Genomic DNA, 22,714 nt, shown 5'->3' with positions numbered 1-22,714 from the left:
AAAGGAGATTTGTTGATGAAAAGATGGATAAATATTATTCAGCTAGTAGTTATTTTTGTTTTGATTCATGGAACATTTGCTGCAAATGCAAGTGAATTCCCTAAATCCATACAGAAAAAAATAGATAAAGAAGTTCAAAAAATATTCCCCGTTGAAGATTTGATAATGGACGATATTGACAATCTAAATCTGGATGCTTTTAATTGTGAAGGGGTAAGGGATTTACATTTGAGTACACTGAAGAAGGCGGATAAATTAATGGGATTTGCTTGTTTTGCATCATCAAAAGGGAAGAATGATTTTTTCGATTATATGGTTCTGTTCAATGAAAATCTCGAAATTCAAAAAGTAGTGGTACTAATTTACAGATCTTCCTATGGCGGCGAAATTATGGCTAAATCGTGGTTGAAGCAGTTTATTGGGAAGATAAGAGGAGAGGAAATGGAATTTGGAAAAGATATTGATGGGATTTCCGGAGCCACAATTTCAGCTCCGGCAATGGCTAAGGGAGTAAAATCTGTTAGCTTGCTTTTAAGTGAATTGAAAGCAAACGGGAAAATTTAGATTTGAAAAAATAAATCTTCAATCAGAATTCTTAGTCCAATAAGAATTAGAACAATGCCTCCAATTACTTCAAAGCGTTTACTCATTTTACTGCCAATTTTTTTACCCAGCAACATTCCAAGCATGGAAACAATGAATGTTATTATGCCTATTATAATTGCTGGAAACCAAATAACAACATCAATAAGAGCAAGGCTTAAACCTACCACCAAAGCATCTATACTCGTTGCTACAGAAATACCGATAAGGACGAACAGTTTTAATGGATTAAATGAGCAATCCTTTTCTTTGGCAGTTATGCTTTCATAAATCATTTTACTACCCATTCCTGCGAGTAGAAAAAAGGCGATCCAATGATCAAAATCTTTGATTAAATCCCTTAATTCCCATCCGGTATACCAACCAATTATTGGCATTCCTCCTTGAAAAACAGCAAGAAAAACAGCAATTTTAACTGCTTGAAAAAAGTGAATTTTTTTAATAGCTAAACCACTGCACACCGATGCGGCAAATGAATCTACAGATAGTCCAAGGCCAAGAAGAAATATGCTTATTAATTCCATGTAATCGTAATTTTAGGACTGCAAAGATATATGCTTCCTACTTAAGAGGCGAAAAAAAAGCAATTTCAGATAAAGAAATTTCCTATTTAAAAGTATTCTAAGAAGTTAAGCCGATTTTAAGGAGAAAATGAACTTGCTTCCTTTATTTTCTTCACTTTCAACCCAAATTTCACCGCCGTTTCTCTTCACAAATTCTTTACAGAGAATAAGACCCAGACCGCTTCCTGTTTCTTCTTTAGTGCCGGTAGTTGTAAAGTTACAATCTAATCGGAAGAGCTTGTCCTGATTGTTTTTACTAATTCCGATACCACTATCTTTTACCGAAAGATGAATAAAATCACCATCTAATACCGAAGACAGGAATATTTCGCCATTTTCATCTGTGAATTTTAATGCGTTGCTAATTAGGTTTCTAATTATGGTGTTTACCATGTTTATATCACCAAATGCTACCGTGTTGGGTTGTATATCTGAAAATAATTTTATTGATTTATCTGCAGCTTTTAATTTGAAAAGAGCAAGATTGGATTGAATTAATTCATATAAATCTATTTGAGTTGGTGTAAATTCAAGGATTCCACGTTGATCATTAGCCCATTGTAAAAGGTTTTCAAGTAGTGTAAATAAACTGTTTGCAGATTCATTAATATTGGCATTATACTCTTCTATGATCTCTAAATCTTTTCCTTTCTTTACTTCCGATTTTATCAGTTCCGAAAATCCTAATATGGCGTTAAAAGGTGATCTTAAATCATGTGCAATTATTGAAAAGAACTTATCTTTTGTAGCATTCATGATTTTTAATTTGGAATTAGAATCTTCCAATTTGCCATTTATATTCTTTATTTGGTTGTTTATCTTAATTTTAGAGCGAAATAGGATAATTATTAGAAGGATAACAGCAAGCGCTAAAAAGGAGAAAATATAAAGGTATTTTGCTCTCATTTTTTCTTGTTCCAGTTTTTCTTGAGTAAATTGGTTTTTCACTCTTAAAATTTCATTCTCTTTCTCTTTTTTCTCAGAATCAAACTGCGTTTGAAGTTCAACTATCTTATCTGTTCTTGATTTTTGTTGTATGCTATCCTTAAGAGAGTTGTATGCTATCATGGAGGAATAGGCTTTTTGGTATTTCCCTGTTTTATTGTAATATTCAGCAAGGAGCTTCAATAAATCACTTCTTTTACCTTTTATCTTTAATTTCTTAGTTAAAGAAATTCCTTCTTCAAGATATTTATATGCCTGATTGAAATTACCTAAGCTAAGGTGTATTTGAATTAAGGTCTCCAAATTATAAATAATCTCAGTATCAAGTTGTAATTGTCGATTGGTAGATAATGATTCGCGCAGGAATACAATTGCTTTATCTGTATTCCCCATTTTAAAATAATTTTCACCAATATTATTCAGACACAATGCAACGCCTGCTTTATTATTTTCTTTCTTATTTATTGCGAGACTTTTTTCGTAAAATTTTAATGCTTTATTAAAATTTAAATCGTTTTGGTATATAATTGCTAAATTATTGTAAAGAACTGATAGAGTGTCTTCATCCTTTAGCTCTATCGCGATTTCCATAGCTTGATTGTAATAGGATATTGCCTTTTCCCTTTGATGTTCATCGGCATAAATATTTGCCATACTAATGAGAATACTAAGCTTAGTATTCTTGTTGTCCTGTACTTTATTATATTGAAAGGCTTCTACATATTTGCTTAGTGCTAATTCAAAATCTCCTCTTTCATAGTACACTTGTCCAAGCCCGATAAGATTATTAATTTTATTTTTGTTATTCTTGATTGCCTCGCTTATTTCAAGAGATTTAGTGTATTGGGCAATTGCACTGTCGTATTTGCTGGCTAATACATAATAGTATCCTAAACAGGAATGTACTCTGCCAATACTTAAAGAATCATTTATTATATATGCGATTGATTTGGCTTCATCAAGGACTTCTTTTGCATTTGTCAGATCTCTGTTCACAGAATAATTGTAAAAACATTCAATCTGCGAATTGATGATCAATTTTTGGTTATTACTCTTTAGAGATAGTTGCAGCGCTTTATTTGCAAAATAGATTGCACTATCAGTTTTTACCGTATAGTACGTTCTTGATTTGGTTAGATATCGTTCTATCTTAATACTATCCTGATTCTTTACGTCATCTGAAACCCTATTTGCAAATAGAGTGTTGGAGAACGAAATATAAAAAAGCAAAACAAGTGGTAGGGGAAATTGCATTGTGGTTTTGGATCTTAAGTTTGAATGCTATTATTAAATCGGATTGTTTTAATTGTTTAGTTGAGGTTTTTTGTGGTATTGCATATTCATAATTGTCTAATAATGAGCCGAAATATAGTAATATTAATTAGAATAATTTTGACTGAAATAATAGTATTATTATTTTGATAGATGACAAGCAGAGTGTAATAGACACTTTGTTTTTATTTTGTAAAAAAGCGTTTTGAATTGGATAAAGATTGTGAGTAATATGTAACCGATTTCCAATATTAATAGATCGATTTAGTTAAAATTGGCTCAGGGACTTTATGCCTTTAATTGGTAGTGTTTAAGCACTTTGAGAAAAAAAATAAAGTTGGAATTCCTTTGTTGATGTGTAAATTGATTTTGAATGGCAGAGAGTTTATTATTTAGATCAATTATAAATTACAAACTCATACAACAGACACAATTCGTAAGAAAAAATGGATTGCTTTTTTGCCGCGCCTTTATTGTGTTCGAATATTTTTGCAGGAAAAAATATTCACACTCAAAATTTTAGTTTTAATTTTGAATATTTCTTCCTGTAATACTTCTTTGGAATACTAAAGAATAATGTTTTGACTGATATCTAATGCAATTACAGAATGGGTGAGAGCACCAATTGAAATAAAGTCTACTCCTGTTTTGGAAACTCCGGCAATCCTCTCCAAATTCATATTTCCAGATGCTTCAATCAAAGCTTTGCCATTAATGAAGTCAACAGCTTTTTTCATTAATTCATTACTCATATTATCGAGCATGATGATATCTGCGCCTGCAGTAACAGCTTCTTTAACTTCATCTAAGTTTGTTGTTTCTACCTCCACTTTAATATCCGAAGGAATTGCTTTACGAACCTGTTCAACAGCGGAGGTAATGCTGCCGGCAATCTTAATGTGATTGTCTTTAATCATTACCATATCATATAAACCAATGCGATGATTGGTTCCTCCTCCCATTTTAACTGCATATTTGTCGAATGTCCGTAAGCCGGGAACTGTTTTTCTTGTATCCAGTATTTTCACCTTTGTCCCTTTAGCTTCGGCAACATATTTAGCTGTTTCGGTAGCAATGCCCGACATTCTTTGCAGTAAATTTAAGGCTAGTCTTTCGCCGGTTAAAAGAGCCCTGAATGTTCCTTTTATTTCAAGAATAACGTCTCCTTTTGATACTCGGTCACCATCCTTAATTTTTGGATTCCATTTTAAATTTGCATCCAATTTACGAAACACCATTTCGGCAATATCCAAACCTGCAACTATTCCATCAGCTTTAGCGGTCATACTTGCAGTCGCGGATGTATTTTCGGGTACTATATTATTTGTGGTAATATCACCACTTCCTATATCTTCCTGAAAAGCATGATTAATGATGAGTTCAATTTCCTGAACGTTGAATCCTGATTCTTTCATATTTGATAATTTAATCTTGAGATCGATGATCTACAGGAACAAAATAAATTTCTTTATTAATTTGTTGAATCGAGTGGGTAAGGAATCTTGATTTTTCTTTTGGGAAATCTTCTCTGTAATGACCTCCGCGACTCTCTTGTCTTGCCAATGCTGCAGTGGTTAGCAGATGACATACTTTTATAAGGTTTTGCAAACGAACACTGTAATATTCATAAGCTTCAAAAGGGAAATTGTTTTCAATTGATTCTAAAAGTGAAATAACTTCCTTCAATTCTGTATGGTTTCGTACTATTCCTGCCTTTAAATTCATCTCATTTGCAATCTCATTGCAATGATTTAGGAATGATTGTTCCAGATCTGTATTAATATGCAGTTCGGTCTGATTCAAGGGAAACGGATCGGTAAGCAAAGTAGTTTCCCTGGCATGATCGACAGCTCTTTTACCAAATACCAAACATTCAAGCAATGAGTTTGAAGCAAGTCTGTTGGCTCCCATAACTCCTGATGAAGCTATTTCCCCACAGGCATACAGTCGCGATATATTGGTTTCAGCGTGTATTCCGGTTTTAATTCCTCCAACCATATAATGCGCCGCAGGAGCAATTGGAATTTCCTGAGTCATATCAACGCCTGAAGATTCGCAATTTTTATTAATAGACGGGAACCGATTTTTTATTTTCTCTCCATCAAGATGTTTAAGGCTAAGAATCACATGATTGCTTTGACTTTGTTTCATCTGATTGAAAATGGACCGGGCAACGATATCTCGGGGAGCTAATTCGGCCAAAGGATGAATTGCCGACATAAACCGTTCTCCTTTTGAATTTATAAGATGAGCACCTTCACCACGAACAGCTTCGCTAATCAGAAATGTATATCCTTCCTTAGAATAAAACGAACTGGGATGAAACTGAATGAATTCCATATCCGCTACTGTAGCACCGGCCTTATAAGCCAGGTTTATTCCATCGCCAACCGTAGTGTGCGGGTTTGTTGTTCTTTGATAGACAGCAGAAGCTCCGCCCGAAGCAAGAATTGTATTCTTAGCTTCAATTAGGAGATTGGTATTGTTGGTGATATTGTAGCTTTTTGCTCCGGCACAAATTTTATTTTCAACAAGCAATTCAAAAACCATATGGTTTTCAAATATTTCTATATTGGGATTATTCACTACCTGTTTAATCAAAAAAAGAGTCATTTCTTTTCCTGTTGAATCACCACCGGCATGAAGAATCCGCCTTCGGTGATGCCCTCCTTCAAGTCCCAAAGCCAGTTTGCCGTTCTCTTTATCGAATTGCATGCCCAAATCGATTATGTCCTGAATACGATCCGGCCCCTCGTTAACCAGAATTTCCACAGGAATAAGGTCACACAAACCACGACCTGCGGTTAAAGTATCTTCTAAATGATATTGAGGAAAATCTTCAGGATCGGTAACAGCAGCAATGCCTCCCTGTGCGTAGTAAGAATTGCTAACATCAATCTTCGATTTTGTTAAAATGGCAACTTTCCCAAAGCGGGAAGCATAGTAGGCTGAATATAAACCAGCCAGTCCACTTCCGATTACTAAATAATCGAACTGTTTGTGTAGCATTATTAAAAATCTTGGTTCGTGCGAAATTAGGGAATTTCATTTTATTTCGTTGCAAAATTATACGAATTTTAAAGAACAGGAATAGTATTCGTTGATTTTTTGTGTGATAATGCTCTTTTAAGATACATGAAAAGCTAAAAAAGGCGATAAATTCTCATTTACCGCCTGCTATTAGCTTCTAATTATTTAATGAATTCCGAAAGTAATTTTCGAACTGAAGCAACAGATTCAACTTTGTATTTTGCTGCTGTGTTTTTAAGTCCAACCTTTATGGTATGAGTCGATTCCGGAAGTTCACGGAACATGTATTCATCAGTCCAGTCGTCTCCTATGGCCATCACGAAATCGAAATCTTGGTTTTTAAGAAATTGCATAGCGGCAATCCCTTTGTTTATCCCGCCACTTTTCACTTCTATTACTTTATTGCCTTCTAATATTTCGAGGTTGTGATTGGCGATCATTGTGGTTAACTCGTCCCGAAGCTCATTTGCTCTAAGTTCTCCTTGTTCAGGTTCTGCTTTTCTGAAATGCCAAACCAGAGAATAATTTTTTTCTTCGATAAAAGACCCTGGTGTTTGGTCAACAAAGGTTTCTAAAGTAGGACGAATATTTGGTTTCCATATATCCGAAGCATTGCTTAGCATTTTCCACTCTTTTTGATTTTTTCTAAGCCAAACACCATGTTCAACAATTAAATTGATTTTGTGTCCGTCAAACCATTTCTCCAGACTATCTCTGTCCCTGCCACTTATAATTGTAATTACATTACGAGGATCTTCTTCCAGTTTGAAAAGAATTTTATGAAGCTCTTCATCCGGTTTTGCATCATTTGGATTCGATCTGAAGCCGGTTAAGGTTCCGTCGTAATCAAGGAATATAGCTCTGCTTTCTGAAGAATGGTATTTCGAGCTAAGATTTTCCATGATTTTACTATTAATTTTCTTCGCATAGAAGGAGTTTTGTATTTTTTCAACTTTTGCTAAAGATTTTACAAACTCACTTGACCATTTGAAAACATCATATCGTTTTATCCTATCCTGAAGAAAGATCATCCGTTCCCGCTGCTCATCAAGCGGCATGATTAAGGCCTGATTAATAGCACTTGCAATTTCATTAATATTGTTGGGATTAATTATCAGAGCTTCCCCCATTTCTTTGGCAACGCCTGCCATCTCACTTAAAATGATAACACCTGTTCTATTTGTTCTTGATGCTACATATTCTTTCGCAACCAGATTCATTCCATCGCGCACAGGTGTTACCAGAGCAACATCACATGAACTGTACAATTCAATCAGGTTTTCGAAGGGTAGCGAACGGTAAAAATACCAAACCGGCGTGTAGTTAATACTCCCGAATTTACCATTTACAGTTCCAACCAATTCATCCACCTCTCTCTTAAGGTTGATATAGTGTTCCACGGTTCCACGGGATGGTACCGCAAGCATTATCAGTGTTACTTTGCCTATAAATTCAGGATAATCTTCTAAGAATTTTGAGAAAGCCCGTAAGCGGTTTGGAATTCCTTTCGAGTAATCCATTCGATCGATCGAGAGAATTAGCTTTCGTTCAGGTGAAACCAGAAAATATTTTTCCAGCTCACGATGAAGCTTCGATTTTTCCTGAAGCGGCTTTTGAAATGTTTGAGTTGCAGCATCTCTAAATTTATCGTAGTCAATTCCCATTGGAAAGGAATCAACAAGTATAATCCGGTCTTCGATGTGAATTTGGTTGAATGAAATCTCGTACCCCATTAAACGACGCACCGAACTGCAAAAATGTCTTTGATAATCGAAAGTATGAAAGCCTATCAGATCAGCACCCAGAATACCTTGTATCAATTCTTTTCTCCATGGCAAAATTCGAAAGACTTCAAAAGAAGGAAAGGGGATGTGGAGAAAAAAACCAATGGTAACACCAGGTTTTTTTGATTTTATCATTTCAGGAACCAGTAATAATTGATAGTCGTGAATCCAAATGGTGTCACCTTCCTCTATAGTTTCCAGTGCTTTATCAGCAAATTTTTGATTCACGCTTACAAAAGCGTCCCATAATTCATGGTCGTAATCAATATATTGCGCGAAATAATGAAATAGCGGCCAAATAGTCCGGTTACTAAAACCATCATAGTACAAGTCTATTTCCTGTTTCGACAGATGAACAGATATACAATCTTCTTTAATTAATTCTTCTTCAATTTTTGCAGTTAATTGATCGTCAAGATCATCGCTTGGTAATCCCGGCCAGCCAATCCATTTTCCATTGTATTCTTTGTAAACCGACCTCATACCTGTTGCAAGCCCGCCAACACTCGGAATTAATTCGATGTTGTCATTTTCTACGTTAATACTAAAAGGGAGTCTGTTGGAGACAATGTGAATTCGATTCATAAAAAGGAAATTTAAATTTTGGTTTAAAAACAGTCTAAAGTCATGGAAAATCTTTATTTTCCGTGGAGTTTTTATGGTTAAGCTCTAAAATAGCATTTTTTTATGAAGAATTTAAATTACGGGGTAATAGGAAATTGTAGAAGTGCGGCACTGGTTTCGGAAAAGGGGTCGTTGGATTGGGTGTGTTTGCCACAATTTGATTCATCTTCGGCATTTGCTAAGTTGTTGGATAAGAGTAAAGGTGGTAGTTTTGAAATTTTACCTGAGAGTGCAACAAATATTACACAGGAGTACCGAAAAAATACAAATATTTTAAAAACAAGATTTGAGTGTATAGATGGAGTTTTTGAAGTTTTGGATTTTATGCCCAGATATGTAACAGAAAAAAACGATTACTACATGCCTCCTGATGTAGTTCGTTTTTTTCGATTGGTTTATGGAAAACCAAAGTTTCGGATTAAATACAATCCTCAACTGGATTATGCCCGAAATACAACTAAAAATAAATTGTCCAGTGAGAAATTTATAAAATCGTATACAACATCAGGTAATTACGATTCTTTGTATTTGTATTCCAGTTTTAAAGGTTCTGATATATTGAATCAGGAAGTCATTGAGTTGGAAAAAGATGAATTTTGCGAGGTTAGTTACAATCAGAAGTTACTGGAACAAACACTTGACCGAATTTATTTGAAATTGCAGCGCACAAAAACATATTGGCTGAACTGGAGCGAAAAAACCAAAGTACTGCCTAAATATAGCGAAGAATCCAATCGAAGTGCATTGGTTTTGAAATTGTTAAGTTATCAAAAAAGTGGAGCCGTTCTTGCTGCATTAACAACATCTTTACCCGAAACAATAGGTGAAGTTAGAAATTGGGATTATCGTTTTTGCTGGATTCGTGATGGTTCTATGGTTGTTAAGATTCTCACCCAATTGGGACATTATAATGTGGCAAAACGATACCTGAATTTTATTATGGATATTATTCCTGAGAAGAATGAGAAAATTCAGATCATGTATGGTATTAATGGTGAGAAAAAGCTTTCGGAATTCGAGTTGGAACACCTTGCAGGTTATGAAGGGTCGAAACCGGTTCGCGTTGGGAATGCTGCCTACAAGCAAAAACAGAATGATATTTATGGAATTTTGGTGGATCTGATTCATCAGCATTTCGAAATGTTTGAAAATTCTCTCGACCATAGTGAGGAATTATGGACCATTGTAAGAAGCATTGTGAAGGTTGTAGAGGAGAATTGGAAAAAGCCGGATCGGGGAATTTGGGAAATTCGTGGTAGAAGTCTTCATTTCACTTTTAGTAAAGTGATGTGCTGGGTGGCTTTCGACCGGGCGGTTAAAATTGCAACTCTTTTGAAGCGCGATTATTATGTGGGGAAGTGGACTATTCTTCGACATTCGGTGAAAGAAGATATCATGAAAAAGGCCTGGAGTGAAAAGAAACAGGCGTTCACCCAATTTTATGGTTCTGAGGATATGGATGCATCTGTATTGTTAATGGAGAGTTATGGTTTTATCAATGCCGCAGATGAGAAGTATAAATCGACAGTACTAACCATTCAAAACGAATTGGAACATGACGGTTTAATGTATCGTTATAAAAATAAGGACGATTTTGGAACGCCAAAGTCAGCCTTCACAATTTGTTCTTTCTGGTTGATAAACAGTTTGTATAAAATTGGCAAAAAGAAGGAGGCAAAACAGAAATTTGATAAGTTATTAACCTATTCAAATCATTTGGGTTTGTTTGCTGAGGATATCGATTTTGTTTCGAAACGAATGCTTGGTAATTTTCCACAGGCTTATTCCCACTTGGCGATTATCGAAACAGCATTAAATTTTTCAGATTCTACTTTCGATGATGAGGATAGTTTGTTGGATCAGTTGAGTAGTTAAGAAAATTTTAAATGATTGTTTGAACAGCACCATATTGACATCGGTTATTTGGTGCTGTTTTTATTTTCTGATTTAACCTTTCAGTAAACTGATTACCTCTTTTAAGGTTTTGTTTTCGTTTTCGAGTAACTCGATTCTTTTTTTAAGGCCATCTACTTCTGCATCTATCTGAGATAGTTCCATGCCTTTTTCTACAGCCTTTTGTGATTGATTCTCTCTCTCCAGTCTATTCGCAATTTCCTGAAAAATATTTAATTCAAGAGCCTGACAGATACTCCATAGTCTGTTTACCTGAAGTGTTGATCTGTCCAGTTGTTGGTGAAGTGAAATAGGGCGGATATTAATTTTCCGTGCTAACCAGCTTACCGTTAGGTTTCGTTTCGATAAGTTTTGTCGAATCATTCGGTGAATGCTAAAGGGGATTTTTTCTGATTTTGGGTTCATGCTTATGCGGCGGGTTTAAAAATTAATATTCTTCCTGATTCAGTTTTACAGAAATTGTAAACCTGAGAGCAAATATGCTTCCTACAAGTATAAAGTTAAACCTTATAGATAGTAAAATCAATAGTTTAGTCATTAAAATACATCCTTTATGATGTAAAAAACATAATAATTTAAGTAAGAAAGATAATATGAGATGTAAATTACCTATCAGATTAGGTAAAAAAGATAATAGAAGATGTAAAAAACAATTTATAGTAAGTAAAATACCTGATTTATGATGTAAAATTCATCATATAGATAGTAAAATATATATCAGGAGATGTAAAATACGTCATAAGGGGTATATCGTGTCCAGCTAAGAAGCTTTGTTGGTGCCTGAGGAGAAAAAAGAGCTTGCCGAATTACGACAAGCTCTCACTAAAATATCTATTTGATCTTCTTATTTCACCAATAGTTTTCCCTTGTATATTTTCTCGCCCGAAAGGTTGATGATATGCACACCGGGTTTCAATTGTTCCCGGTTTATAATCACGTTGTTTCCTGTAATATTTTCAATAATCCGAACCACACGGCCACTGGCATCCACAACCACCAACCGGTATTTCTGATTGGTTTTGTTAGGGAAGACTACATTACTTTTGTACACCAGTGGGTTAGGATATATCATTAGCTTTTCAACTTCTTCGCCCAGTTCATTAATTGCTGTAGCCATCTCAACGGTTATATAATTTTCTTTGGTATTGGTATTTGATGTACCATTTGTGCCGTTTACCGTTAATGTTACGTCATAAATCCCTGCTTCACTATATGATACAGTAGGATTCTGCAATGTATTATCGTCAGCAGTACCACCTGCAAAATTCCATTCCCATGATGCAATTGCGCCTGTTGATAAATCAGTAAAGCTAATATTGTCTGCTGTTGTTGTGGTAGTTGAGTTTACGGTAAAATCAGCCTTCAATGGAGGTGCAATATTTTCTTCATATCCAACTAATGCTTTAATGGCTAAGGCTGAATTGGCAGCATAGATACTTCCATCCGAGAAACTTTTCCATTCACCTTCATAGGTAAGGTAGGCTGAATTGTCCCAAGTAATATCTCCATCCAAAGGAAGATGCCAAACAGCAAATGTATCAACAGGATTTTCATAAAAGACTTCGTAGCCAACAAAGAAGCTGGAATTGACTTCAATAGGAGAGTCAAGAATAATTTCATTAAACTGGCGGGCCTGCAGTTCAGAAAATGCAATTTCTTTTGAATAAATTTCAGTTTCGGGTATGCTTTCACCATTCCAAATTTTGATTGCAATTTTAGGATCTGAAGATTGTGCTTCTACAAAAACCGGATTCAGCTGAATACTTCGTACAACGTTTAAGTTAGGATTAACCATCTCAAATTTCTCAGCAAATTGAGACATGTTATAATTGTTGTGTCCGGATGTATATCCCCAAGTTAAAGAATAAATGGACAATTTTGATTCATCTTCAGCTGAAATATTGTAAAGTAAAGAGTCATTAAAATCGTCAGGATCAAGAACTGTAATGTATCCAACTTTTGTTTCTGTATCGTTATACTCATTATCGCTGATAGTAAGCGTCACGTCAAATGTTCCAACTGTATTATATGTAATTACAGGATTTTGTTCTGTTGAATTGTCTGGTGTTCCACCAGGGAAACTCCAATTATAATTTAGATCAGAGCCTGTACTTTGATTCGTAAAAGAGACTTGTGTTCCAACATTAACATTTGTTGTATTCGCAATAAAATTAGATTTAACAGATTTAACAACTATTGCTGAACTGATTTCCTTGGTAGTTTCTCCTGCAGCATTTGTAGCAGTTAAGCTAACTTTATAAACGCCGGATGTGTTGTAAGTAATTCCGCGCGGATGTTCGTCAGCGGAAGTTGTTGTTTCTGCTCCTTCAAATGTCCATTCCCACTTGGTAAACCCATCGCCAATACTTCTGTTCATGAAATCAACTGCTTCTCCTATTTGAATAGAATCTTTTGTCATTCCAATTAGTGCAACAGGAGCAGCAGAGCTAAAATCATCATCAGCTGTAAATACCCCATTACCATGAGTTGCAACAGCAAAGAATCCATCTCTGCGAGCTTTTATCATTGAAACAACGCTGGTTCCGATTTGGTTAATTGCTTGCTGTGTCCAGATAGTAGAACTTCCCTCAAGTTTTGTTGTACTGTACAAACCGGTACTGGTACCTGCATAATAGATAGTGTCAGTTGGTGAAACCATGTAAGCTACTGAGCGGATGGACGGACCATTATTCTCACCATTTATTTCTTCCAGATTTCCACTTACAGGAGTCCAGGTGGTTCCCCCATCGGTAGTACTAAATATACTTTCAATTCCGTAATTGGAAAATCCGACCAATACTTCATTCGCATTTAAAGGGTTTGCATCAATAGAAATTACATTTCCAGCTGGCATATTTGTTCCTGTAATGTCATTTTTTTTTGCCCATTTCGAGTGCGAATTTTCAATTTTATAAACTTTTCCTGTTGATGTTCCATAATACAGAATGTGAGCAGGGAAGGTTGAGGATTCCATTGCCGATACAGTTCCGCTTGCTTTTGATATTTCCAGTTTTTCCCAATTTATATTGGCTTCATTGGATTGTAGTTTTGGAATTTCAAAAATATTGGAATTTCTCCAGATGTATTGTCCTGCAGCATAATATAAAATTTCACTGTTGTTGGCATCCTCAACAAATGGATTGATAAACAATTGTCCGGTTGCTCCCTCAGGATCAACACGGGTCCAATAGTAACTTGCCTCATCTGTTACGTTATTTTCAAGGTAAGTGGTGCCGCTTTGTGAAGAAGAGTAAATACTGGTACCTAAATTAAAAATACTGCAGTAACTGCCGTCGCCTGACCCCCAGGCTAACCAATCTTTATCAGGATCGGAAGTTTCAGCAAGCCAGGTACCGTTGTCCTGAAATCCGGAAAGTAATACTTTGTTTGTTCTAATATCGTTATCAACAGCGACTGTATAAGCTTGTGTTGTTAGGTAGCCATTGTTCAGAAATTCCCAATCAACAGGCATGCTTTTGTCTCCTGCTGTTTCAGAAAATGTATCGTCTGTTTGTTTATAGTTGTTAGTAATGCTAATTCCACCATCGTGTCCGCATAGTAATGTTGCATTATCATTCTTAAATACTAATGCATGTACATCCGGATGATGATTTGGATACTGACTAATATTATTTTCGGTAGCGTAGCCTCCAATCCAGTAGGTTTTTGATTCATCGGTCGATTTCCCAACACTTAAAGGACTTGCTTTTGTTGCAAAAGCATCATCGGAACGAAGCAGATTAGTGCCGCCGATAAATACCATATTTTCATTATCCGGAGCAACTTTTATTACCATATTGTAAGACCCCTGTGAGTTGTAACCATTTACATCTGTGTCCCCGTCGCCACCTTCCGGTAGATTTTGTGACCGGTCTACCCATGTTGCCGGAGTTGTTGCGGCAGGATTATAAGTCAATTTCCAAAAACTGTGATCCTGAAAACCTGCTCCTATTGTTTCACCTAAAATATAAACAATATCATTGGTCGTATTACTTGGTGCATGTGCAAGTACCACTCTGTTATAATCTGCAGGAAATCCACTAGGAGTAATGTCTTCCCATTCATTTAAATTTCCTGTTACCGATCTGTAGATTCCTTTTGTTGTGCCATCGGCACTTAAAGAAGCGTATTTAATCCCGCTGGGAGTACAGATAATATCTTCATAATAGGAATCTGATTCGATAACATCAGTCCAGCTGGTCCCTCCATCCGTTGAGCGCTTAATTCCATCTGATGTTGCAACATATACATCGCTGTTGATAGGATCAATACAAATATTCCAGGCATAATCAAAAGCATCATATATTTCAGATGTGTTGGAAGCAGTAGAGGTTAAAGATGTCCAGCTGTCGCCGTTATCGGTAGATTTAAACAGTCCGTTTCCCCGGTAAGGGGCACTACCTGCCGATGCTGAATTACCTATTAGTTCTCCGGTTGTATAATACCAGATTGCAGTGTTGTTTGGATCTTGTGCAATAGAAGTTACACTAGGGTGGTCTTCAAGCTTTGTTGTTCGGGTCCAACTAACACCGTTATCGGTTGATTTCCACATTCCGCCGGTTGTTCCTCCCGCTAATATTGTATTTCCTGTCGCATCATTCATGTCAATAGCTAAAGCTCTGGTTCTTCCGCCAACATTTCGAGGTCCGCTATTGATATAGCTTAATCCTCCTGTTTTTAATCTGCTTTGCAAACCTGAGGCTGAAGAAAGGACATATGCCTTTTCCAGTTCTTTAATGTTTAATGGGATCTGTCCTGTAAGAGGATTTTTCAGTAGATTTCTTTCGTACAAGGCTCTGGCAATAGGATCATCCGCACGTTTTGGCTTTCCTGCTTCTTTGTCCGCAATTTTAGCCAACTTTCTTTTGTTTAATGTGGGATTGGTTAAATCATTGTACGTTTTTTCGGTTATTACGATATTTTTCACTCCTAGTGTAGAGTGCTTTTGTGCTGTTAGTTTTTTATTTTGCGCAAGTATTGGAAAAGAAATCGCTATTGCGAGTAGTATGGTGAAAATTGATTTCATGTGTTTTGATTATTTAATGCCGAATACGTGCAAATTAAGTTTTCTTATCAAAGAGGAAGCAGACATATTACGTTTTCCTAACTTATTTGTTAGTTGAAAAGTAATTTTTATTTCCAATTTTCAAATTACAATTGGGGCTGTTCTCCTGTATTCTAGGAACCAATATGAATAAGATAAGGACTAAATTGAAATTAATTTTATTGTTTTGTTTCTGATTTATAATCTACCAGTTTGTAAAGGGGAGTGTTGTGTACTCCTTCGATACTGGATATTAAACAAGAAATGCTTTTTGCAGATTTCAAATTAATAAATTGTTGTTCTGTAATTTTTATTTGAATGCTTTGTTCCTTCTCGAAAGTCGAAGTAAAGCCTGCACCATAAGCTTTTATGGAAATCACTTTTCCGTTTAGCAGGAATTTATTGTTCTCTGATAAAAATTTAAAGTCACTTATTACAAGAGAACAAGTACCGGGGGCAATTTGTTTTTCAACGGGGATTCTTTTTTCCTTTTGGATTGAGTCTTGCGTTTTTTCAGTGGAAGCAAGTTTATTAGGTGGGGCACACGCTAATGTTAATCCTAGAATGGCAATAAGGGGTAAAAAATGTTTCATATACGTTGTGATTTCGTTAGTTGTCACAAGTTATGAAAAATGTATTAGTTTTTACCTTGTATTTAAGCAAAAAAAATACCCCCTTGAAAAGGAGGTATTCAATATTTAAGTTATTGATATTATTTGTGTTCCATGATCCATTTTTTCGCATTTACAAATGCTTCAATCCATGGTGAAACTTCGTCATCAATGCGGTTCTCATTGTAATGAGCCCAGTTCCAAGGGTAAGTTGCTCTTTCCAGATGAGGCATCATTGCTAAATGGCGACCATCATTTGATGATATCGCAGCTGTTGCAAATGGCGAGCCGTTTGGATTGGCAGGATACTGATCAATGTTGTATCTCATAGGAATCTGATACTTGTCTTGTCCGTATGGCAAATCAAATTTACCTTCCCCGTGAGCAACCCAAATACCTAATTTACTTCCGGCCAAAGACGAAAGCATAATTGAGTTATTTTCTGGAATTGATACACTTACAAATCCAGATTCGAATTTGTGTGATTCGTTATGAAGAAGTTTTGGATGTTTTTCATGATCAGGATAAATTAATCCCAGTTCAGAAATTAACTGACATCCATTACAAACTCCAAGACTTAAAGTATCCTTTCGGGCATAGAAATTATCAAGAGCTTTTTTAGCTTTTTCATTGTAAAGGAAAGCTCCGGCCCATCCTTTTGCAGAACCCAACACATCTGAGTTAGAGAATCCTCCAACAAAAACAATCATGTTCACGTCCGATAAATCTTCACGTCCGGCAATCAAATCAGTCATATGAACATCCTTAACATCCATTCCTGCCAAATGCATCATCCAGGCCATCTCACGATCTCCGTTTACACCTTTCTCACGAATAATAGCGGCTTTAACTCCTGATTTTTCTTTTCTTTTTGGATCAATTCCGAATTGTTTAAATTTCCCTGTGAAGTTCTCATCGAATTTGAATTCCAGTTCATTCTCTTTGTAAGATTTGAATCTTTTCAAAGCCAATTCTTTGCCTGATTGATTTCTATCCAAAAGATAAGAAGTTTTGAACCAAAGATCACGTAAGGATGCGATATCAAGATCAAGAGCCTGATCATCTTTTGATATTTGCATCTTTCCTGCCTCGCCAAGAGTTCCAATTACATGGAATTTAATTCCTTTACCGGCAAGATCCTTTGAAATAGTTTCAAGATCTTTCACCTGGAAAATAACACCTGGGTTTTCGCTAAACAATACTTTAACCAAATCGCTTTCGTCAATCGATGAAAGATCAATATCAGCACCAAGTCTGTTGTCTGCAAAACACATCTCCAACAATGCTGTAATCATACCACCAGCTGAAATATCGTGACCGGCAAGTACTTTGTCTTCCAATATTAATTGCTGAAGAGTTTCAAATGCTTTTGCAAAATATTTTGAATCCTTAACATCAGGAGTCTGTGTTCCTAATTTATTTACAATCTGAGCAAAACTGCTTCCTCCCAATTGGAAATCATCTTTCGAGAAATCCATATATATTAAATGAGAACCAGCTTCGTTTTTCAGAACCGGAGAAATCATTTTATTGATGTCGGTTATTTCGCCAACAGTTGAAATGATAACTGTTCCAGGAGAATAAACAACATCGTCTTTTCCATATTTTTGGGTCATGGAAAGTGAATCTTTTCCTGTTGGGATATTGATTCCCAATTCAATGGCAAAATCACTAATTGATTGAACAGCCTGATACAAACGGGCATCTTCACCGGCATTTTTACAAGGCCACATCCAGTTTGCAGATAATGAAATGCCTTTAAGTCCCTGTTCAATTGGAGCCCAAACCATATTTGTTAATGATTCGGCAATAGATAGGCGACTGCCATTTTCAGAGTTTACCAAAGCTGCAATTGGTGTATGACCAATAGATGTAGCAATTCCTTTTTCGCCTTGAAAATCAATTGCAACGGCGCCTAAATTATTCAATGGCAATTGAAGCGGGCCCGCACATTGCTGCATGGCTATTTTTCCAGTTACCGACCTGTCTACCTTGTTGGTTAACCAATCTTTGCAGGCAACAGCCTCTAATTGAAGAACATTTTCGATGTATTCTTCTATTTTATTACCATCATATTTAACAGCTTCAAATTTTTCATTCAAAGTTGTATCTGTTAAGACAGTTTTTGGTGGTTTTCCAAACATTTCCGAAAGACCAAGATCAATTGGATTTTGTCCGTTTTTTTTATCCTCAAAAGTGAATCTCATATCACCGGTTGTTTCGCCAACCTGGTAAATTGGGGCTCTTTCTCTCTCTGCTATGCGGGTTAAAAGGGCAACATCCTTTTCTTTAATAACCAATCCCATTCTTTCCTGAGACTCATTTCCTACAATTTCTTTAGCCGAAAGAGTAGGGTCACCAACAGGAAGGGCATTCAAATCAATTTTACCGCCGGTTTCTTCAACTAGTTCTGATAGGCAATTTAAGTGTCCGCCTGCTCCATGATCATGAATAGAAACAATAGGATTCTCATCGATTTCGGCCATTGCCCGAATTGCATTACAAACTCTTTTTTGCATTTCAGGATTTGAGCGCTGAACAGCATTTAACTCGATAGAGTTTGTGAATTCACCGGTTGCAACAGAGGAAACGGCTCCACCGCCCATTCCAATTCTGTAGTTGTCACCACCTAAAAGAATTACTTTATCGCCTTTTTCAGGAACATCTTTTTGAGCTTGTTCGAATTTGCCATAACCAATTCCTCCGGCCTGCATAATAACTTTATCGTAACCGTATTTTTTATTGTTTTCGAAGTGTTCGAAAGTAAGAACAGAACCACAAATAAGAGGCTGACCAAATTTATTTCCGAAATCACTGGCTCCGTTCGATGCCTTAATTAAAATTTCTTCAGGAGTTTGATACAACCATTTTCTGGCATCAGTAGCATTTTCCCATGAACGGGAAGCTTCCAGTCTAGGATAGGAAGTCATGTAAACAGCAGTTCCAGCCATAGGAACTGAAGCTTTTCCTCCTGCAATTCTATCTCTAATTTCACCACCAGTACCTGTTGCTGCACCATTAAATGGTTCAACAGTAGTTGGGAAATTATGTGTTTCCGCTTTAAGAGAAATTACAGTGTTAATGTCTTTGGTTTGAAAGAAATCTGCTTTATCATGAGTAACAGGAGCAAACTGTTCCATTTTAGGTCCTTCTAAAAAGGCACAATTGTCTTTGTAGGCAGATACAATTCTGTTGTGATTTAATTGGGAAGTTTTTTTAATCAATTGGAAAAGTGAAGATTCTTTTTCTTCACCATCAATAACAAACACTCCGTTAAAAATTTTGTGACGACAGTGCTCCGAATTAACCTGAGAGAAACCAAACACTTCGGAATCAGTTAATTTTCTGCCGATTTTTTCTGAAACTCCATTTAAATAATCAATCTCTTCACTGCTGAGAGCCAAACCTTCTTTTTGGTTGTATGCAGCAATGTTTTCAATATTTATAATTGGTTCCGGTTGCTTTTCAATGGTGTAGATGTCTTGACCAATTTTTTTATAAAAAGCTTGCAGCATAGGATCGTATGCTGCTTTTTCGTTTTCCGATTTATGAAATTCTTCAATGCGCAAAATTCCTGAAATTCCCATGTTTTGGGTTATTTCAACAGCATTAGTACTCCAAGGAGTAATCATTTCCTTTCTTGGGCCAATAAAAAATCCCTCTATCTCATCTTCTTGAATTTTTTCGGCATCTCCGAATAGCCAGGAAAGCTTTTCAAAATCCAATACATTCAATTGGTTAGTTGTCTGAACAACAAAGTGTACTTCGTCTTTTTTGAAGAATAGTATCATCTTAGAGTCTACTTATGAAATTTATAATAATGGTTGAAACCTGTTTCAAAATGCAAATATAGGTAAAAGACTTTACACAATGTAACAAAAAGGATCCTCTAAGCTTGTAGAATTCTTCTTTGCTCTTGAATGCAAAAAAAGTATGAAATGAGAATTGTGTGAAATAACTGTTGTGGACGTGGTTTTTTGTACGGATTAACTAAAAAATCATGAAAATATATTTGTGTTCGAATATGTTGAGGAATAGTAAAATATATTTCTGTTTTATCGGAAAAGAGATTTTCTTTGATCTCGCAAATGTTAGGAAGCGTTATATGAGTTCGCTTAATTGTGCAAAGGTTTGCGTAGTGTGAATTCTAAATAAGAATTTAGAAAAGTAGTTTTTTTGTTATTTGTTTGATTGTTAGGAGGAAAGTGAGAACTTGCAGTTTTTAATACATGTTGAAAAACAACTTTTATAATGTTACAGATCATTGATTACCGTTTTTCAAATCGATATTTTTGTAACCTTATAATTTAAAATATATCTATAATGAAACCATCCCATATTGAACATATCGGTATAGCCGTAAAAAGTTTAGAAGAAGCAATTCCATTCTACGAAAAAGTATTAGGATTAGAATGTTATGCAGTTGAAGAGGTAGTTGATCAGAAGGTTAAAACAGCTTTTTTCAAAGTTGGAGATACCAAAATTGAGTTGTTGGAATCAACAGATCCAGAAGGTCCGATAGGTAAGTTTGTTGCGAAAACAGGTGGAGGAATGCATCACATGGCATTCGCAGTAGAAGATGTTCAGCAAGCATTAACTGATGTTCAGGAAGCTGGTTGTGAAGTAATCGATAAAACACCACGTAATGGTGCCGAAGGTTTAAAAATTGGATTTTTGCATCCAAAATCAACTCAGCGTGTGCTGACTGAAATTTGTGGCAATAAATAAGGAATACTCAATAAATAATAATAACTCAATTAGTTATGGCTAGTCAGGATAAAATTAAAAAGTTAATTGATTTAAGAGCAGAGGCTAAGCTTGGTGGAGGTGTGAAAAGAATAGAATCTCAACACAAGAAAGGCAAGTTTACAGCTCGTGAAAGAATCGATATGCTTCTTGATGAAGGAAGTTTCGAGGAATTTGACATGTTTGTATCGCACCGTTGTACAAACTTCGGTATGGAGAAAACGAAATTTTTAGGCGATGGTGTTGTTACCGGTCAGGGAACAATCGACGGACGTTTAGTATTCGTATTCTCTCAGGATTTTACTGTTTTTGGAGGATCGTTATCTGAAACTTTCGCTCAGAAAATTTGTAAAATCATGGATATGGCAATGAAAATGGGTGCACCGGTTGTGGGTCTTAATGATTCAGGAGGAGCTCGTATTCAGGAAGGTGTAACTGCTTTGGCAGGTTATGCTGAGATTTTTCAGAGAAATATTATGGCTTCTGGTGTAATTCCTCAGATTTCAGCAATTTTCGGTCCTTGTGCGGGTGGTGCTGTTTATTCTCCGGCTCTTACCGATTTCATCATGATGACAGAAGAAAAGTCGTACATGTTTGTGACTGGACCTAAGGTTGTTAAGACTGTTACCGGTGAAGATATTTCTGTTGAAGATTTAGGTGGTGCTAAAATGCATGCCAGCAAATCAGGTGTATCTCACTTCATGGTAGAAGATGAAGAAGAAGGTATCATGATTGTTCGTAAGTTGTTATCTTACATGCCATCAAATAACTTGGAAGAAGCTCCAATTACAGCTTGTTCAGATCCTATTGATAGAATGGATGATATCCTCAATGAAATCATTCCAGCAAATCCGAACATGCCTTATGACATGAAGGATGTAATTTATTCGATTGCTGATGATGCTGAATTTTTGGAAGTTCACCGTCATTATGCAAAGAATATTATTGTAGGTTTTACTCGTATGGGAGGAATGTCTGTAGGTGTTGTTGCCAATCAGCCTAGTTTCCTTGCTGGTGTACTTGATATTGAGTCTTCAAGAAAAGCGGCCAGATTCATTCGTTTCTGTGACTGTTTCAATATTCCAATTTTAACTTTGGTTGACGTTCCTGGTTTCTTGCCTGGATCAAGTCAGGAATTTGGAGGTATCATTACTCATGGTGCGAAATTAATGTTCGCTTATGGTGAGGCTACAGTTCCAAAAGTAACTATTACTCTAAGAAAATCTTACGGTGGTGCTCATGATGTAATGTCTTGTAAGCAACTTCGTGGTGATTTGAATTATGCATGGCCTACAGCTGAAATTGCTGTTATGGGAGCAAAAGGTGCAATCGAAGTACTTCACGGAAGAAAAATGGCTGAATTAAACGATGCTGATAAAGCTAAGTTTATTGCAGAAACTGAAATTGAGTACAACGAAGCATTTGCTAATCCATACAATGCAGCATCATATGGTTATATCGATGATGTAATTGAGCCACGTAATACACGTTTCAGAGTGATTCGCGCATTCCAGTCTCTTCAGACTAAGAAGCAAATGAATCCACCTAAAAAACATTCTAATATTCCATTATAAAAAA

13 protein-coding genes are annotated in these 22,714 nt (G+C 36.0%); 4 read left to right on the top strand and 9 right to left on the bottom strand.

All coding sequences use genetic code 11. The annotated features are described in order from the left end of the window. The first annotated feature begins 15 nt into the window (after positions 1–15). The gene (locus ACY0M5_RS18210) at positions 16–564 is read left to right on the top strand and encodes an FMN-binding protein (RefSeq protein WP_156196347.1); all 549 of its coding nucleotides are present in this window, start codon (positions 16–18) and stop codon (positions 562–564) included. Here the strand turns inward: ACY0M5_RS18210 and ACY0M5_RS18205 are convergent. The 5 genes from ACY0M5_RS18205 to ACY0M5_RS18185 form a co-directional block, all read right to left on the bottom strand. Further along, positions 561–1,127 (bottom strand): manganese efflux pump MntP, encoded by a 567-nt coding sequence (locus ACY0M5_RS18205; RefSeq protein WP_156196346.1) that lies wholly within the window; start codon positions 1,125–1,127, stop codon positions 561–563. The genes ACY0M5_RS18210 and ACY0M5_RS18205 overlap by 4 nt on opposite strands. Before the next feature lie 105 nt (positions 1,128–1,232). Then, on the bottom strand, positions 1,233–3,365 hold the full coding sequence (locus ACY0M5_RS18200) for a tetratricopeptide repeat-containing sensor histidine kinase (protein ID WP_461630153.1): 2,133 nt from the start codon (positions 3,363–3,365) through the stop codon (positions 1,233–1,235). 584 nt (positions 3,366–3,949) lie between these two features. Beyond that, positions 3,950–4,798, bottom strand: a complete 849-nt coding sequence (nadC, locus tag ACY0M5_RS18195; protein WP_461630152.1) for a carboxylating nicotinate-nucleotide diphosphorylase — start codon at positions 4,796–4,798, stop codon at positions 3,950–3,952. Between the two features lie 10 nt (positions 4,799–4,808). After that, positions 4,809–6,392: an L-aspartate oxidase gene (gene nadB / locus ACY0M5_RS18190; protein ID WP_461630151.1), complete on the bottom strand. Its 1,584-nt coding sequence runs from the start codon at positions 6,390–6,392 to the stop codon at positions 4,809–4,811. 182 nt (positions 6,393–6,574) lie between these two features. Continuing rightward, positions 6,575–8,782 (bottom strand): bifunctional alpha,alpha-trehalose-phosphate synthase (UDP-forming)/trehalose-phosphatase, encoded by a 2,208-nt coding sequence (locus ACY0M5_RS18185; protein WP_461630150.1) that lies wholly within the window; start codon positions 8,780–8,782, stop codon positions 6,575–6,577. 102 nt (positions 8,783–8,884) lie between these two features. Between ACY0M5_RS18185 and ACY0M5_RS18180 the strand changes: the two genes are divergently transcribed. After that, positions 8,885–10,696 (top strand): glycoside hydrolase family 15 protein, encoded by a 1,812-nt coding sequence (locus tag ACY0M5_RS18180; RefSeq protein WP_461630149.1) that lies wholly within the window; start codon positions 8,885–8,887, stop codon positions 10,694–10,696. Positions 10,697–10,768: 72 nt separating this feature from the next. Here the strand turns inward: ACY0M5_RS18180 and ACY0M5_RS18175 are convergent, their stop codons facing one another. The 4 genes from ACY0M5_RS18175 to purL form a co-directional block, all read right to left on the bottom strand. Beyond that, positions 10,769–11,140, bottom strand: a complete 372-nt coding sequence (locus tag ACY0M5_RS18175; protein WP_101310568.1) for a hypothetical protein — start codon at positions 11,138–11,140, stop codon at positions 10,769–10,771. 439 nt (positions 11,141–11,579) lie between these two features. After that, positions 11,580–15,761 carry a PKD domain-containing protein gene (locus ACY0M5_RS18170; RefSeq protein ID WP_461630148.1) on the bottom strand — a complete coding sequence of 1,394 codons (4,182 nt, stop codon included), beginning with the start codon at positions 15,759–15,761 and terminating at the stop codon, positions 11,580–11,582. A gap of 197 nt (positions 15,762–15,958) precedes the next feature. Further along, entirely contained in the window at positions 15,959–16,372 is a 414-nt protein-coding gene (locus tag ACY0M5_RS18165; RefSeq protein WP_156196339.1) for a hypothetical protein, read from the bottom strand. A 119-nt stretch (positions 16,373–16,491) separates the two neighbouring features. Then, positions 16,492–20,181, bottom strand: coding sequence for a phosphoribosylformylglycinamidine synthase (gene purL, locus ACY0M5_RS18160; RefSeq protein WP_461630147.1), 3,690 nt, complete (start codon positions 20,179–20,181; stop codon positions 16,492–16,494). Positions 20,182–20,713: 532 nt separating this feature from the next. On the opposite strand from purL, the gene mce reads away from it, so the two are divergent. Together mce and ACY0M5_RS18150 are read left to right on the top strand one after the other, a co-directional pair. Then, a complete protein-coding gene (mce, locus tag ACY0M5_RS18155; RefSeq protein WP_101261400.1) occupies positions 20,714–21,118 on the top strand; it encodes a methylmalonyl-CoA epimerase in 405 nt (134 codons plus the stop codon). 35 nt (positions 21,119–21,153) lie between these two features. Further along, on the top strand, positions 21,154–22,710 hold the full coding sequence (locus ACY0M5_RS18150; RefSeq protein ID WP_124991164.1) for an acyl-CoA carboxylase subunit beta: 1,557 nt from the start codon (positions 21,154–21,156) through the stop codon (positions 22,708–22,710). Positions 22,711–22,714: the final 4 nt, after the last annotated feature.

Origin of the sequence: Labilibaculum euxinicum (assembly GCF_963678175.1) — a bacterium.
Lineage (GTDB): Bacteria > Bacteroidota > Bacteroidia > Bacteroidales > Marinifilaceae > Labilibaculum > Labilibaculum euxinus.
This window is presented reverse-complemented; position numbering and strand designations above follow the sequence as displayed.